The sequence below is a fragment of the Bacillus sp. Bos-x628 genome, from assembly GCF_040500475.1.
Classification (GTDB): domain Bacteria; phylum Bacillota; class Bacilli; order Bacillales; family Bacillaceae; genus Bacillus; species Bacillus maqinnsis.
In genome coordinates, this window is the sequence record NZ_CP159358.1 from 1775513 (window position 1) to 1790988 (window position 15476).

Genomic DNA, 15476 nt, shown 5'->3' on the forward strand with positions numbered 1-15476 from the left:
AATCGCAGTGTGATTGGTTACATCATCATAAAAAAGGGGCATTTTCATATGCTGTCAACCATTTTGAAAGCATTTAAGAGACCAAAAGGCTGGTCTAGAACCATTGCAGGGTATATTATGGCAATCGAAAATAAAGCATTGAACCAGTGGGTCATTTGCCACTGAGATTTTGATCATGGTGAAAGCATGTTAGAGATTGGCTAAGGTCCCGGATACAGTATGAAATATATGCTCAAGCATTACGAACACCTCTATTATGATGGACTGGATAACTCTTCAACAATGCAAGAGCAGGCACGTACTCGAAGTTTAAAAACGAGCATGTCCGCCTGTATGTTGGGAAAATTGAAAGAACACGCCTAACTTCTCAACAATATGACAAAGAGCTTTCTGTCAATAACGACACCCTTTAGGATGAACCGAAAGCGGGCTTATTGAACCTTGATCACACACTAAAGCTGGGCGGGAAAATCGTCATTGTGATGACGTCAATCGAACAAAAGAGATGGCGAAGAAATACTCAATGACCTGCAATTTGCAGGTTTTGCTCATTTATCCTTTACATACAAGGAATTTCGCCTAACACTCGCTGTCTGCGTCACTAAAAAAAGCCGAGAAGCGATGAAGCATCTCGGCTTTTTCATGACCACTTTGCATCTTTGACAAATTGATAGAAGAGCTGGTTTAATTTTTGTTCAATTTCTTCCTTTGTTCCATGCTCATACAGTGCCATACTCTCTTCACTTTCAATAATGGATGAACTGATCAGACTAAACATTTCAGAGCCTTCTTTACCGAGATTTAGCGGTGCCAGCATCATAAGCATACGTGACATCATCTGTTGCTTGCCATCCATGCTTTTCACTTCGTACGCCTGATCCAAATCATAGATTTGGAATATAGGCTCCTTGATGAAATCGTGTTTTAAATGAAAGAGGGCAAACTGGGTACTAGGAATACCTAAACCACCTTGCTGTTCGCGCTCTATTAACCGAGCAGCCACATCATCCGCTCGTTCAAGAAATCCCTGCATTTCAATCTGAGACAAAATATGTTGAATGGTCGCCTTATGATGCTGCATTGTCTTCCGTTTCTCAATCGTAAAATGGGACAAAATACTGCGAATGACGGACATATAGTTCATCATCTCCTCCGTCAGCGCCATCATATCAATGGTTTCCGGAATGTTTTCTTTCACGGCTTCTTTTGGTCTTTTTTTCTCTATGATATAAGGGATTTTTTGTTTAATATACGCCTTTACCCGCGTGGCATCGTCCTCATTTAAGAGCGGGCTGACCATGATATAATCAATATGCTCATAGGGAATAGGGACAGTCGACACAATCATGTCATAGCGGGTGGCGTCGATTTCTTTTAATTCCATTAAGGAGGAAAGGTCGAATTTAGCGATCTTCGGTAATTCTTTTTTCAAACGTGATGCAAGCATTTTAGAAGAGCCAATACCGCTTGAGCAAACAACCAATGCATGAATCTTCGTTTCTTCTTTTTTGATTTCTAATACAGATCCAAAATGAAGCACAATAAATGCAATTTCATCTTCTGGAAATTCTGTTTCCGGAAAGAAACGCTCAACTCCCTCTTCAATTGCCATGAATAGCAAAAAATAATCTTTTTTGATTTGCTGCTTGAGCGGGTTATAAATGCTCATCTTTTCCTTTAGACGATTCATGGCTGGTTCAAGGTGAGCAACAAGTCCTTCATATAATGAATCATTTTCATTTAAATGATATCCTGTTTTATTTGAAATAAAATCAATGAGCTTCTTCGTTCTTAAAGCAATATCGAGCTCGATCTCATCAATGCGATATTCTGCCTTAAAGCTGCGGTTTGCACTGCGCAAGTGAATGGTCATATAACCGACTTCTGCTTCGGGTATCTCAACATTAAACATGCGTTCAAGTGCTCTAGCAATCCGTTGTGACGATTCAAATTCTTTCGTCCGCTTTAATTCAAGCAGCTCTTCTTCTTCCATCCGAATGGTTTCCCCTATCTGAATTCGTTCAATTGCATAGGTCAAATGAACGACCAGCGCAATATACGCACGATCAGACAATGAGAGGGAAAGTCGACTTTTCAAATGAAATAACAGTCTTTCTACCTTTAATAACTGTCCTCTGCTGACAACACCAAATACCTTTTCCGTCGCTTTCGTTCGATGTTTGATATTCATTTCAATAGTTTCTAAAAATAATTGAATGTCGAGCCGATCGACAATGAGGTTGCCGACAATTTTCCGTTTTGCTTCCTCTGGACCTTTTAATTCAATACCATATCCGCGCTTTCGGATTAGCAGCAGGCCATAGGGGGCAATCCAGTCTGTCAGTTCATCTAAATCATAGCTGATTGTAGCATTTGTCACTTGGAGATCAGTTGCTAACGTGTATAATTTCACCGGCTCCTTTGCTTCAAGCAGTGCGCATAGGATCAGTAGCTTCCGTTCATCAGAACTATATTCGATCTGATCCTCATTTGAGATATGAGAAAGAAGGCGCTGTTTATCCTCCTGTTCCCCAACCGCCTTCAAACCCTTCCCTGGCTGTTTATCAAGTGAAAGGTTGTAATGTTTCAAGATTGGTTTGATAGATTTTAATTCCCTGTGAATCGTTCTTGTACTCACCTGCACAGAATCGGCTATCTCACGAATCGTGACATAACGATTTTGCTGAATCATATATTTAATGACTTTCTGTTCTCGTGCCGTTATGTACATGAAATGCCCCCTCTGCTTTATAGGTCTATTTTCATATTTTAATCTAAAACGCTTTCAATGAACCATGCAATTATAAATTGATCATACTTTGGCACAATGACTGTGACAAAATTAAATACACTTCTTATGTCGTACAATTCTTCCAAAAGGACGGACCCTCATCTATTGAATCTTTCTTCAGCTGTTCCTTTTATCTCTTGACCATATGCTTTGATTTCCTCCATACACACACCTCTTTTGACCTAGTTTCCTTTATCATATCGAAACAACACTTTTTTTGAAAGCATGAAAAAACTGGGATCCATTTGGATCACAGCTATTCGGAAGACCTTTGAAACAGAGCAGATGCCATTGCTTCATACCCTTTATGATTCGGATGAAATTGATCAATCGATAAGTACTCTTTTTCATGTCCTTTAAACACTCGATATACATCAACTATCTCCACATGCGGTTTTGCTGCTAGTATACGCAGATGATGGTTATATTGCTGAAGCCAGCGCTCTGCTATCGGTATGTTTGGAAAAGGATTATATAAATTCAATATATAAATAGCATAGTGTTGCTTTTGTCCCCTTTTTATACGGGCAATTTCAGTGATCATCTCGGTGAAATTCGCCTGACAATGCATGGAAGCTAGCAGTAATTCCTTTTCATCTACCCCCTCTTTTTCATGCTGAACAGCTTGAACGAGATCGTTACCACAGCCTGTAATGGTGATGATGTCTGCTTGTTCAATTGCACATCTGACATCAGTTCGTTTGAATAACAGCAACATGGCATCCGTTGTTAAGCCTGATTTCGCAAAAACTGACAGCTCAATCGGCATATGCAGCCTTTTTTCAAGCATGGCCGCATACCGCTCGACAAAACCCCCGCCAAATAGACGTGCCCCCACCCCAACCGTTAAAGAATCTCCAATCGCAACATAGGATCTTCCCACTTTTATCCCTCACTCTCTCCTGCCTTCCCTTATATATACGAAAAGTGAGAACAGATGCTTGTAGTAAATGACTTAGAGGTTCATTCTTTTTTTCAGAAATATATTTTTTTGTTTTTACAAACTCTTTACTTGCGATTTTTGATGTTTTTTTGTTCAATTAGATTAAGGATAAAATGACAAATAATTCTTTAAAAAGATAAATTTACAAGGTTTTTATCTTGATTTCAAAGCTTTATTTCTTGACTTCAAATTACTTTGTGATTACAATGAAAATATCAGTTTTTTGTAACTGTGCTTGTTACATCTTTATTCGTACCATTCCAATATGAATAAAGGTGCCACATATTCAGTGTATCACTTGTATACACTAAAAAATCACCGAAACAGAAAGGGTTGAATGAATGATGGCAAAAGTATTATACATCACTGCACATCCGCATGATGAAACAGCATCTTACAGTATGGCTACTGCTAAAGCATTTATCGAATCTTATAAGGAAGCAAATCCAAGTGATGAAATTGTACATATCGATTTGTACAAAGAACACATCCCTCACATTGATGCAGATGTATTCTCAGGCTGGGGCAAGCTTCAATCTGGTGCTGGCTTTGATACACTTTCTGCTGAAGAGCAAGCGAAGGTTGCTCGTTTGAACGAATTAAGCGATCAATTCGTATCTGCTGACAAGTACGTATTTGTTTCACCACTTTGGAACTTCTCATTCCCACCAGTTCTTAAAGCATACATCGACTCAGTTGCCGTAGCTGGTAAAACATTCAAATACACGGAGCAAGGTCCTGTTGGATTATTAACAGACAAAAAAGCACTTCACATTCAAGCACGTGGCGGATATTACTCTGAAGGTCCTGCTGCAGAACTTGAATCAGGTCACCGTTACCTCGGAATTATTGCAAAATTCTTCGGAATTCCTTCATTCGAAGGTCTGATTGTAGAAGGTCACAGTGCTGAGCCTGAAAAAGCAGAACAAATTAAAGCAGATGCAATCGAACGTGCAAAAGCTTTAGGTAAAACGTTCTAATCAACTGTGAACAACAGCCAATGATCAAAAGATCATTGGCTGTTTATATGTTCTGATGTAAAACCTAATTTTCTCGAGATGCCGTTCGCTGCTTTTTTCACTTGTTCAATTAAGAAAGGAAGGCGTTCCTTTTGATACCCTGCTTCAAATCCAGCAATGCTCATTCCTGCCGCAACCTCCCCGTGGTGATTAAAAATTGGAGCCGCTATCGCTGCTGTATAGTTTTCGAGCTCTGAATAGCTTATCGTATAGCCTCTCTTGTTTGATTCTTCTATCATGTTTCGCAGGATATCTTTATCTGTAAGCGTCCCAATGCCAATCTTCTCAAGTTCAATTGAATCGATATAAGCCAATCTCTCTTTTTGTGGCAAGAATGAAAGGATACTTCTCGCACAGGCGCCCGCATATAATGGAGAGCGTTTGCCGACGGCTGTGTATAGTCGAACCGGCTGCGTTCCTTCCATTTTTTCCACGTAGATGGCCTCATCTCCCTCACGAATAATGAGCTGTACGGCTTCTCCCACTTCATCACGCAAGCTTTCCATAAAAGGTCTTGCAATTCTCCTGATATCCAGACGATCGGCTACAAGCTGACCATATTCAAGTAACATCAATCCTAATCGGTAATCACCTGATTCATGCTTTTCTAACAAGCCCATATTGGCTAGCGAGCTTGCCATAAGGTGCACAGATTCTTTGGCATTTGGGACAGTTCAATCATTTCAAAAGATAATTATTCATGTGTGATAAACAGCCGAAGGATTTCCATTGATTTCTCAACGGTTTTATTCGTGTTTTGCATGATTCTCACCTTTTCTAAAACGAGAATGCTTCCAGCTTTATTCTAGCGGTCAGTTCCCTGAGTTCCTCTTCTTGATTGAATAATGCTTTCTCTGCTTCATGACGGTCGATTTGTTGAAAATGGAGTGTTGCACCCGGCATCGCTTGAGCAATGAGGTGCAAGTCGACTGTCGCCACCTCACCAATCCTTGGATATCCGCCTGTTGTTTGACGATCTGCCAGTAGGATGATGGGCTGTCCATCGGGAGGAATCTGTACAGACCCAAATGCAACTGCCTCTGAAATCAATTCTAGCTTCTGCTTTAAACGAATAGGTTCTCCCTTCAATCTGCATCCCATGCGATCAGATTGTGGTGTCACCTGAAAGGGTTGTTCAAAAAAGACCCTCCGAGACGCCTCTTGAAATTGTGGAAAATGTCTTCCCTCCAGCACTCGAATCACTGGTGATTTTCGTAGCGGCAGGAAATGTGAATGGTTGACTGTCCAATTTGGTGCGCTATATCTCGCATATGTTTCTTTACTTTTTAGCATGTTGAACAGGCTGATCGCCAATGACGATGGCTCTCCAATGGTCAGGACGTCTCCTTTTTCAAGCGGGCGTCCTTTCAATCCGCCTATTCCTGCTCTGACATACGTACTTTTGCTCTCCATGACGGGCTCTACATCGAAACCGCCTGCCACAGCAAGATAGGAACGGCACCCTCTCTTACAAGGTCCAAAGGTGATGGTGCTTCCTGACCGAATAAAAAGCGGCTTCCATAAAGGAGCTGGCTCACCATTAATGTCAATCTCCACATCAGCGCCAGTCACTGCAATCAGTTGATCTTTTTGACAGGTGAAAACAGGGCCTGACCCCATCAGTGTGATTTCCAGCGTCGCCTCATTTTCTTGATTTCCGGTGAGCATGTTGGCGATTCTGAGTGAGAGCTGATCCATGCCGCCGCTCGTTAAAACGCCATACTTCTGATAACCTTTCCTTCCTGTATCTTGAATGGTTGTAAACATCCCTGGCTTGATGACTTGAATACTCAACGTTCTGCCTCCTTCATGCTGAAAAATTCCTTTTCAGACATTTGGACGAATCTAACTTGATCCCCCGCTTTTAGAAGACTTGGTTTCTCTTGATCTGGTCGAAATAACGACAGTGGGGTTTGTCCAATGAGCTGCCATCCTCCTGGTGTAGATATAGGATAAACGCCTGTTTGCTTACCTGCAATGCCGACCGACCCTTTTGGAATGGACATCCGCGGCGTTTCCTTGCGCGGGGCTGCGATCTGATCAGAAAGCCCGCCTAAAAACGGAAAGCCCGGAGCAAATCCAATCATATAGACAAGATAAGTGCCGGCTGTATGGATACGCACCACTTCTTCCGAGGTCAAACCATTGATGCGGGCCACCTCTTCTAAATCAGGACCAAACGCTCCGCCGTAACATACAGGAATGTCGACCGTACGACGCCTCACTTCAACCCCCTCATGCCATTTGTCTTCGAGAAGCTGTTTGATATAGTCTTTAACCCATTCATATGGGGACATGTCATTCTGATAGAGATGAGCAGATTGATGAACTGTATACGGCTCGTAAAAAACCGTCACATTTGTAAAGGCCTGAACAGCTTCAATATACCCATCAAAGGGATGCTGTTCGATACACGTAAAAATATGTTGGACACGCTCATGAATATCTTCACGTATGTCATTTCCAGCTTGGATGACGATCGCTGCATCTCCAAGTGGGTGGAAAGTGATGGATTCTTTTATCCTCGAAAGCAACACTTGAGGACACCTCTCTTTCTTTACAGCACTCCAAGCTGTTGATCTCTTTGGTCTGTCATAAACATATGACAAGGCGCATGCGTGATCGCAATATCAAGCACCTCTTGTTCATGGATCCCTTTTCGGTAAATTCGGTACTTCGGAAAATCTGTCCGAATATCCGCTTGATGTGCTGATCGCCTTGGCACTGGATCACTGGGTCAAGCACATCTAGTAAAGGACATGAGGCTGGATGACGTTGACAAAATAATAGAAAATCGAAGGCATGTTCTTTTTTAACAATCATTATATTGGCTTGAGCAAAACCTTCTGCATAACCAGCTGTTGGTCCTTTGATCTCCCCTTGTCGAATCAATTCCCTGATCTGTGCTGGCTTAAATGTTTTGTATTGTATACATTCACCCGAATCAACTCCATAGTTTTGGAATTTCATTCATGATGGTATATCCGCCCATGATGGCCATGACGACGACAACAAACGCACCTGTTGCTGTCAAAAAGATTGGATGACGATAATCACCGACAATCTCTTTTTTATGTGCAGCAATCAGCAATGTTCCAAGCGCAAGAGGCAAAATCAATGCATTAATAGCCCCAACCAAAATCAAAATGTTTACAGGTCTTCCGACGGTGATAAAACAAATAGCGGACAAGGCAATAAAACCGATAATCATGCCGCGTTGATTTTTTTCAATTTTAGATGAGAAGGTTTTAAAGAATGAAACAGATGTATATGCCGCTCCAATGACAGAAGTAATCGCTGCAGCCCACATAATTATTCCGAACATTTTATATCCGACATTTCCTGAAGCTAATTGAAACACAGAGGCAGGTGGATTGGATGGATCAATCTGCAAGCCCTTTGCCACAACCCCTAATGTGGCGAGAAAAAGTGCGACACGCATAACAGAGGTAATCAAGACACCGAAGATGGAGCTTTTCGTTACTTGAGGTAGTGCTGCTTTTCCTTTAATTCCAGCATCCAGCAAGCGATGACCGCCGGCAAAAACGATATAACCGCCAACCGTTCCGCCCACAAGGGTCACAATGGATAAAATATCTATTCTCTCTGGCACGAAGGTCCTTATTGCGGCTTCTCCTACAGGAGGCGCTGTTGACATAGCGACATAGAGCATGAGTCCAATCATGACAAAGCCAGCAATCTGTGTGAAGCGATCCATCACTTTTCCCGCTTCTTTGATGACAAAAATGAGAATGGCAATGACTGCACTAACTCCTGCTCCTATTCGATTGTCGACACCGAAGATCACCTGAAAGCCGAGACCTGCCCCTGCAATGTTCCCGATGTTAAAGGCAAGTCCGCCAATGACAATGAAGATGGCTAACATATAACCGAGACCCGGAAGCACCATGTTGGCAATATCCTGTCCTCGTTTTTCCGACACGGCAATGATTTTCCATACATTGGTTTGCGCAAAAATATCTAAGAAAATGGAAATTAAAATAACAAAACCAAAACTAGCCGCAAGCTGCTGTGTAAACACAGTGGTTTGCGTTAAAAACCCTGGTCCAATGGCGGATGTTGCCATTAAAAAGGCTGCACCCATCAGCGTTGAACGATTCCCCTTTGATGTCTTGAAGTCTTTCAGCTTCCCTTCTTTCATGCTGCTTCCCCCTTTGATGATTATTGAAAGGCTTTGATTTGAATATTTGCTTCTTTTAGCTTTGCTGTAATGGTTTTTGCAAATTGAAGCGCATGGCTGCCGTCTCCGTGAATGCAAACCGTATCTGCTTTCAACTTAATATCCTTCCCTTGAACTGTATGAACCTGACCTTCTTTCACCAAACGAATCACCTGATGGACAGCGATTTCATCCTCTTCAATGAGCGCATTTGACTTACGGCGAGAAGTCAGTGTTCCATCTGCCTGATACGTTCGATCAGAAAACACTTCATGTGCCACTTGAAGACCTATTCTCTCACCTGCTAAAGCAAGCTCACTGCCTGAAAGCCCAAATAATACAAGTTTTGGATCGACATCATACACAGCCTTTGCAATAGATTCAGATAATTCAGTATTTTCAGCCGCCATGTTATAAAGAGCACCGTGGGGCTTTACATGTTGCATTGTTCCTCCTTCTGCCTTTATAAAAGCAGATAAAGCACCGATTTGATAGATGACAAGATCGTATGCTTCTTCTGGTGAGATGGCCATTGGACGTCTTCCAAATCCGACCAAATCTTGAAACCCTGGATGTGCACCGATTTGTACCCCTTTTTCCAAAGCCAATCTTACCGTTTTTCTCATGACCGTTGGATCACCAGCATGAAACCCGCAGGCTATATTGGCTGAGGTGACATATTCAAGGATTTGTTCATCAGCACCGATCTTGTATGGACCAAAGCTTTCTCCTAAATCACAGTTCAAATCCACTTGAAACATAGGCTCCCCCTCATTGTTCCGAATAACGGAACACAAAGTCCGAATATTGAATTTTATATTGATTATACCAACTTTGGATAGACTACACATTAAATTGTCAGAAAACAAACCAATAGAACTAGGAGAATTGAAAAAAGCGAGAGGTGATGACCCTCTCGCTCGCTGTTCCTTTTCTATTGAGATAACACCCAATGATGAATGGCCTTCGCTACACCTTGCTCTGTATTGGGTGCTGTGATCCAGTCAGCCGCTTCTTTCACCGCTTCTTGAGCATTCCCCATGGCGATCCCTAACCCTGCTTCTTTAATCATCGCCATATCATTCAGGCTATCTCCAAGAGACATTACGTTGTCCATCGTACAGCCAATACGTTCCGCTACCTTTGCAAGAGCAGCCGCTTTGTTAATTCCTGCTGCATTCACTTCAATATTGGTTGGACTTGAATTTGTAATCTCTAGGTGTTTATTTGTTTTTAGTTTGCTTAACACTTGTTCTCGAACGTCATCATCATGAATATCAAAACCAAATTTTAACCATTCATGGTCATGAATTCGTTCTGGAAATTCGCCTCTCCACACTTTTTCTACAGTGCAAGCCCAGTAATCTGTTTCGTACGTATTTTTTAAATCCCACATCATCTGAACATGATCAGGATGCAGAAGCTCACGTTCAATGAGTTGAAAAGATGAGTCCCAAATTTCACTGCCGTTTGCTGTAATCAGATATGAAGAGAGTTTGAGCGGCTCCACAAGCTCTCGGCATGTCATTAGCGTACGTCCTGTGCTAATGACCACATGAACCCCTTTCGCCTCTGCTTCTTGAATCGCTTGTTTATTTTCCTCTGGAATGACGTGTTCACTGTTTAACAGCGTGCCATCCATGTCAATGGCAATCAATCGGATGTCTTTCTTATCAGTTTGTGTTGACAAATTGAGTACCCCACTTTGTATCTTTTTTTAAATCTACTTTTATTTTAATATAAAGGTGGAGATGGCACAAAGAACGAGTTTTGTCCCATAAAAAAAGACCTGTCACAGGTCTTTTCAGATTGTTGACAAAGGGTTAGAATAAAAACCATTTTAGCCCTTTGTCAGCTTTTCTTAGCGTTCACAAGCGATCCCGTCTTTATCACGGTCGAGTCTTTTATTTTTTTCATAAAGTGCTTTTGATACATATGGCTTGTACTTTGTTTTCCCGCCTTTGTTTCTCGTGTTTTTGCTTTTCGCTACGCCGCCTTTATACACCTTGTTGAGCGCTTTGCAGTTCTTGTAATTGCCTGTCTTCGCATCCGCTGTGTGAATGTCCACTTGGGTAAAGCTGAGTAAAAGACCGAAAGATAGTACAGCCACCATGATTTTTTTCAACATTTTTTAACCCCCTATTTTTTCTAATTTTACATTTTTATCATATGTCACCACTTTTTGTTTTTCAAGATTATATAGGTAAAAATATTGTTTTTTTTGAATCAAATATATCTTATATCCTATATGGTAAAATAGATGGGAAATACCCCCTTTTTTTGACACGTATTATGAAGAGAGGAGCTTTTCATATGAAAATGAACTATACCATTTTATATGTAAACGACGTTGAGGCAAGCATTCATTTCTATCAAGATTTACTTGGTTTCCCTATTAAACTAAGGGTTGAATCCTATGTTGAATTTGACACAGGTGAAGTGACTTTATCCATTAACTCACGTCAAGATGTGAGAGAAACACTTGGTTTACCTGTTCGAGAGATCGATACCTCCTCTCAAACGTTTGAAATCGGGTTTGTAGTTGATGATGTTGATCAAACGGTTGCAGCATTAAAGGAAACAGGGGTACAAGTGATCAAAGAGCCTATAAAGAAGCCATGGGGACAAACAGTGGCTTATGTGTCAGATCCAGATGGACACTTTATCGAAATTTGTGATGCGATTACCTGATTATATTTATCGTTTAAAGGAGTGTTTAGAGATGAGAAATAAATATGCGTTTATCGTCGGTACTGGCTCAATGCTTACTGTAAGCATCGTTGCTTTTATTTTGCAACATCAGGAGTGGATTTTCATGATTAGTGGAGGCATATCCATTATCGGCATCTTGATGTCGGGATTGTTACTAGGCGCATTTCTCAATGGACAAGAAACAAGAGCGACATATCATTCTGAAACGAGTGCACACCGTGCGTGGCGGCTGGATACGGCTCTCCTTCTTATCCTCTTTGCTCTACCGCATATAACTGCGGCGATGTTATATATTGTCATTTAAACACTTGATGGAAAGAAGCAGCAATATGCCATTTTTGTCATAATGAATTGGATTTCTCAACATATTCGTACTAGTTGGAATTCACTTTTTCACTTAAGATATACCTTCAACATAGGAAAAAGTATGAAAAGCCAAAAAAAAATCCCTTTCGCAAATGGAAAGGGATTTTTTGATTAATGATTCGCCTCTTTGAGAATGGCTTGATAGAGGTCGTCATTTGGCGTGAGCCCACAGACCTCACGTAACACACCTTCAATGCCTTTTTCTTTTTTTAAGGCTTGCAAGCGAACAGCTTCTTCGTCTTCTGAAAAGTCATATGCCAAAGCCGCTGCAATGCCTTTGATTAAATACACAGGATGCTTGATTTTTTTAGCTGGACCGATTAAGCGGTCGTCTGCCCCAAGCTTTCTGAGAGGAGAACGTGCCACGCGGGTCACATCATCTGAAATAAAGGCATTTTCAAAGCGCTTAATGATTTTTTGAATATACGCATCATGCTCTTCTTTTTGAAAACCATAGGCTTCGATTAAATAGCTGCCTGTTTCATGAAGCGCTCCTTCTACGATCTGTCGAATTTCAGGTGTATCGACTGCTTCTTTGATCGTCTTGACTCCTTGTTGATAGCCTACATATGCAGCAAGCGCATGTCCTGTGTTAACTGTGAACAGCTTGCGTTCAATATACGGCGTCAAGTCTTTTACAAAGGTTGCTCCGTCAATCCGAGGAACTTCACCAATAAATCCTGTCTCATCAATGACCCATTCAAAAAATGGCTCAACCGATACTTTCAACATGTCCTCATGGTGCTGAATAGGAACAATACGGTCAACGGCAGCGTTTGGAAAACCAACTGTTCGCGACAGCGCTTCTTGTTCATCTGCTGTTAAATGAGAGAAAACGGCTTCTTTTAAATGAGAGCTGCCCCCAATCATATTTTCACACGCAACAATGTTGATGATATGGTCAGGCTTTTTTTGTTTTAATCCTTCAGCAATAGATGAAGCAATGATCTTCAATACGGCTGGTCCAACAGCTGTTGTAATCAAATCGGCTGTTGCAATGGCTTCTGTTAATGCCGCTGGATTTTGTGCGGAATTGATCGCTGAAACAGGGCCTACTACTTCTTGCTTTTGCCCTGGTGCTGCGAGCTCAACTGTGTATTCTCCTCTTTCATTCAGTTCATGGATTACCGCCTCATTTACATCTGTAAACACGAGCTCAAAGCCCGATTTTTTCAATAAAGATCCGATAAATCCTCTGCCAATATTCCCTGCTCCAAAATGAAGTGCCTTCATATTAGTTCACCTCGTTAAAAATGGCGATTAGTTCATCCTTATCTTTTGCATGAATGATACGTTCTACATTTTCTTCTTCTGAACATACAATCGCAATTTGAGAAAGAATATCGAGGTGTTCGTTGTTTTTTCCAGCGATACCAAATACGACTTTGGCTACATTTCCATCTCCATATTCAACGCCATTTGGAATCTGAATAATTGAAATGCCAGAATGAAGGACTGCGGCTTTGGCATCCTCTGTTCCATGAGGAATCGCAATGCCGTTACCCATAAATGTAGAAGAGATGTTTTCTCTTTCAAACATTTTGTCGACATAATCGCTTGTCACATAACCGTTTGCCACTAGGACTTCCCCTGCTTTTTTAATGGCTTCGTCTTTTGAATTTACTTGTTCGTTTAGAAAAATATTATCTTTTGAAAGTACTTGTTTCATGAATGATCACACACCTTTTTTAGAATGATAAATCAGGAAAACAACCAAAACGGGGAGTTCAATGAGGAAAAATTGAACTCAACCCGTTTCGTCATGTTATTTTTTCAATTTCTCTATCAACTCATCGTATTTCGGGCTGTTCAAGAAATTATCAACTGAAATATGAACCGCTCCTGGCAGTTTTGCCTTTGCCCGGTCTGTTAAATCTTTATGTGTAAAGACTACATCGGCATCATCTGGGATGTTGCTGATAGACGTGTTGGTGACATCTATATCGAGCCCTGCCTTTTTGACTTTGTTCTTTAAGATGGAAGCGCCCATTGCACTTGATCCCATCCCCGCATCACAGGCAAAGATGATTTTGTTCACTTCTTCCGCTTTCACATCACTTTGCTCTCCTGCTTGCTCGTTTGCTTCAGCTTCTTTCTTTTGTGCTGTTAAAGCGGCAGCAGCTGCACTTTTCTTCCCTTTCATGTCTTGCATTTTTTCTGTTGCAGCTGTTAAATCCTCTTCTTCCGCTTTTGAAGACTTCAAAATAACAGCAGCGACTAGGAATGATACAGTGGCTGCTACAATCACCCCTGCCAGAACAGCTAGATGACCACCTTTTGGCGACATGACCATTAATGCAATAATACTTCCCGGTGATGGCACAGCCTTTAAGCCTGCATTGAGTAACGTAAAGGTCAGAACACCGCTTGCTCCACCTGCAATGACAGCCAAAATGAGCTTTGGCTTCATTAAGATGTACGGAAAGTAAATCTCATGAATCCCACCTAAGAATTGAATGATAATGGCACCAGGTGCAGATTGCTTCGCATTCCCTCTACCAAAAAACATATATGCCAGTAGCACACCTAGACCTGGCCCTGGGTTCGTTTCAAGCAAGAACAGAATCGACTGACCTGTCTTCGCTGCTTGCTCCACACCTAATGGGCTTAAAATTCCTTGATTAATCGCATTGTTTAGGAACAACACCTTGGCAGGTTCAATGAAGATACTTGCTAGCGGAAGCAGATGTGCATTTACAATAACATCCACACCAGCGGCAAGTACTTTATTCAGACCAAGTACCACTGGACCAATTCCGTAGAAAGCAATGACGACAAGGATGGCTCCAAGAATTCCTGCTGTAAAGTTGTTTACAAGCATTTCAAAGCCTGACTTGATTCGATCTTTGAACAGTTGATCAATCTTTTTAATAAGATATCCGCCAAGCGGCCCCATGATCATAGCGCCTAAGAACATTGGAATATCCGAACCGACAATAACCCCAATTGTAGCAGTTGCACCGAGTACTCCGCCTCGGTGATCATACACGAGCTTACCGCCTGTGTAACCGATTAATAATGGCAGTAAATAGTTGATCATTGGTCCAACCAAAGTATTTAATTGTTCATTCGGAATGTAGCCACTTGGAATGAACAAAGCTGTAATCAGTCCCCAAGCGATAAACGCACCAATATTCGGCATAATCATACCGCTTAAATAGCTTCCAAAGCGCTGTACTTTTACGCGGAAACCGTTTTTATCCTGCATCTGTAAAAACTCCTTTCTTCTTTCCCTTTATTCAGGGCTTTATAAGTCAAAAGATATAAGAACTGTTTCAGTCGAGCCCTTACATCTATCGTAAAGCGCTTCCACTTCCCCTTCAATTGAAACTAAATATCACTTTGTCATTTAGTGTGTGACAAAATTGAAAAATGATGTGGATTCTTCTTATGATGTATCAAAAGGCTGATCAGTCGTCTTTTTAAAACAAAATTCATTGGAATTTCACAACTTTCAAATGTGCA

At 41.3% G+C, this 15476-nt stretch carries 14 protein-coding genes and 2 pseudogenes; 3 read left to right on the forward strand and 13 right to left on the reverse strand.

Features of this window, described 5'->3' with window-relative positions:
• Positions 1-640 precede the first annotated feature (640 nt).
• Positions 641-2731, reverse strand: coding sequence for a BglG family transcription antiterminator (locus tag ABVJ71_RS09355; protein ID WP_353853790.1), 2091 nt, complete (start codon positions 2729-2731; stop codon positions 641-643).
• A 316-nt stretch (positions 2732-3047) separates the two neighbouring features.
• Positions 3048-3674 carry a GDSL-type esterase/lipase family protein gene (locus tag ABVJ71_RS09360; protein WP_353853791.1) on the reverse strand — a complete coding sequence of 209 codons (627 nt, stop codon included), beginning with the start codon at positions 3672-3674 and terminating at the stop codon, positions 3048-3050.
• 404 nt (positions 3675-4078) lie between these two features.
• Here ABVJ71_RS09360 and ABVJ71_RS09365 point away from each other — a divergent pair, with 404 nt between their 5' ends.
• The gene (locus tag ABVJ71_RS09365; protein WP_353856625.1) at positions 4079-4714 is read left to right on the forward strand and encodes an FMN-dependent NADH-azoreductase; all 636 of its coding nucleotides are present in this window, start codon (positions 4079-4081) and stop codon (positions 4712-4714) included.
• Between the two features lie 32 nt (positions 4715-4746).
• On the opposite strand, the pseudogene ABVJ71_RS09370 reads toward ABVJ71_RS09365, so the two are convergent.
• The 8 genes and pseudogenes from ABVJ71_RS09370 to ABVJ71_RS09405 form a co-directional block, all read right to left on the reverse strand.
• Positions 4747-5516: pseudogene (locus ABVJ71_RS09370) on the reverse strand (IclR family transcriptional regulator).
• 14 nt (positions 5517-5530) lie between these two features.
• Entirely contained in the window at positions 5531-6547 is a 1017-nt protein-coding gene (locus ABVJ71_RS09375) for a biotin-dependent carboxyltransferase family protein (protein ID WP_353853792.1), read from the reverse strand.
• Entirely contained in the window at positions 6544-7290 is a 747-nt protein-coding gene (gene pxpB / locus ABVJ71_RS09380) for a 5-oxoprolinase subunit PxpB (protein WP_353853793.1), read from the reverse strand. Before pxpB ends, ABVJ71_RS09375 begins: the two co-directional genes overlap by 4 nt.
• Positions 7291-7376: 86 nt before the next feature.
• Positions 7377-7723 (reverse strand): annotated as a pseudogene (locus ABVJ71_RS09385) (DUF1445 domain-containing protein); the annotation flags it as partial.
• Complete coding sequence (locus ABVJ71_RS09390; RefSeq protein ID WP_353853794.1) at positions 7698-8915, reverse strand: NRAMP family divalent metal transporter; 1218 nt, start codon at positions 8913-8915, stop codon at positions 7698-7700. The pseudogene ABVJ71_RS09385 and the gene ABVJ71_RS09390, both read right to left, overlap by 26 nt.
• A gap of 20 nt (positions 8916-8935) precedes the next feature.
• Positions 8936-9694 carry a 5-oxoprolinase subunit PxpA gene (locus tag ABVJ71_RS09395; RefSeq protein ID WP_353853795.1) on the reverse strand — a complete coding sequence of 253 codons (759 nt, stop codon included), beginning with the start codon at positions 9692-9694 and terminating at the stop codon, positions 8936-8938.
• Positions 9695-9867: 173 nt separating this feature from the next.
• Complete coding sequence (locus tag ABVJ71_RS09400; RefSeq protein ID WP_353853796.1) at positions 9868-10623, reverse strand: Cof-type HAD-IIB family hydrolase; 756 nt, start codon at positions 10621-10623, stop codon at positions 9868-9870.
• Positions 10624-10794: 171 nt separating this feature from the next.
• Positions 10795-11061 carry an excalibur calcium-binding domain-containing protein gene (locus ABVJ71_RS09405; protein WP_353853797.1) on the reverse strand — a complete coding sequence of 89 codons (267 nt, stop codon included), beginning with the start codon at positions 11059-11061 and terminating at the stop codon, positions 10795-10797.
• 185 nt (positions 11062-11246) lie between these two features.
• On the opposite strand from ABVJ71_RS09405, the gene ABVJ71_RS09410 reads away from it, so the two are divergent.
• Positions 11247-11624 carry a VOC family protein gene (locus tag ABVJ71_RS09410; protein ID WP_353853798.1) on the forward strand — a complete coding sequence of 126 codons (378 nt, stop codon included), beginning with the start codon at positions 11247-11249 and terminating at the stop codon, positions 11622-11624.
• Between the two features lie 31 nt (positions 11625-11655).
• A complete protein-coding gene (locus ABVJ71_RS09415; protein WP_353853799.1) occupies positions 11656-11949 on the forward strand; it encodes a DUF5316 family protein in 294 nt (97 codons plus the stop codon).
• A 173-nt stretch (positions 11950-12122) separates the two neighbouring features.
• Here ABVJ71_RS09415 and ABVJ71_RS09420 read toward each other — a convergent pair whose 3' ends face one another.
• From ABVJ71_RS09420 to ABVJ71_RS09430, 3 genes are all read right to left on the reverse strand, one after another.
• Positions 12123-13244 (reverse strand): mannitol-1-phosphate 5-dehydrogenase, encoded by a 1122-nt coding sequence (locus ABVJ71_RS09420; RefSeq protein ID WP_353853800.1) that lies wholly within the window; start codon positions 13242-13244, stop codon positions 12123-12125.
• Position 13245: 1 nt separating this feature from the next.
• Positions 13246-13680 (reverse strand): PTS sugar transporter subunit IIA, encoded by a 435-nt coding sequence (locus ABVJ71_RS09425; RefSeq protein WP_353853801.1) that lies wholly within the window; start codon positions 13678-13680, stop codon positions 13246-13248.
• A 96-nt stretch (positions 13681-13776) separates the two neighbouring features.
• Positions 13777-15219, reverse strand: a complete 1443-nt coding sequence (locus ABVJ71_RS09430) for a PTS mannitol transporter subunit IICB (protein ID WP_353853802.1) — start codon at positions 15217-15219, stop codon at positions 13777-13779.
• Positions 15220-15476 lie beyond the last annotated feature (257 nt).

Coding starts and splice junctions, on each gene's coding strand:
- ABVJ71_RS09410 (WP_353853798.1), top strand. CDS start 11,247: ATGAAAATGAACTATACCATTTTATATGTAAACGACGTTGAGGCAAGC.
- ABVJ71_RS09430 (WP_353853802.1), bottom strand. CDS start 15,219: ATGCAGGATAAAAACGGTTTCCGCGTAAAAGTACAGCGCTTTGGAAGC.
- ABVJ71_RS09420 (WP_353853800.1), bottom strand. CDS start 13,244: ATGAAGGCACTTCATTTTGGAGCAGGGAATATTGGCAGAGGATTTATC.
- ABVJ71_RS09415 (WP_353853799.1), top strand. CDS start 11,656: ATGAGAAATAAATATGCGTTTATCGTCGGTACTGGCTCAATGCTTACT.
- ABVJ71_RS09405 (WP_353853797.1), bottom strand. CDS start 11,061: ATGTTGAAAAAAATCATGGTGGCTGTACTATCTTTCGGTCTTTTACTC.
- ABVJ71_RS09365 (WP_353856625.1), top strand. CDS start 4,079: ATGGCAAAAGTATTATACATCACTGCACATCCGCATGATGAAACAGCA.
- ABVJ71_RS09390 (WP_353853794.1), bottom strand. CDS start 8,915: ATGAAAGAAGGGAAGCTGAAAGACTTCAAGACATCAAAGGGGAATCGT.
- ABVJ71_RS09355 (WP_353853790.1), bottom strand. CDS start 2,731: ATGTACATAACGGCACGAGAACAGAAAGTCATTAAATATATGATTCAG.
- ABVJ71_RS09425 (WP_353853801.1), bottom strand. CDS start 13,680: ATGAAACAAGTACTTTCAAAAGATAATATTTTTCTAAACGAACAAGTA.
- ABVJ71_RS09395 (WP_353853795.1), bottom strand. CDS start 9,694: ATGTTTCAAGTGGATTTGAACTGTGATTTAGGAGAAAGCTTTGGTCCA.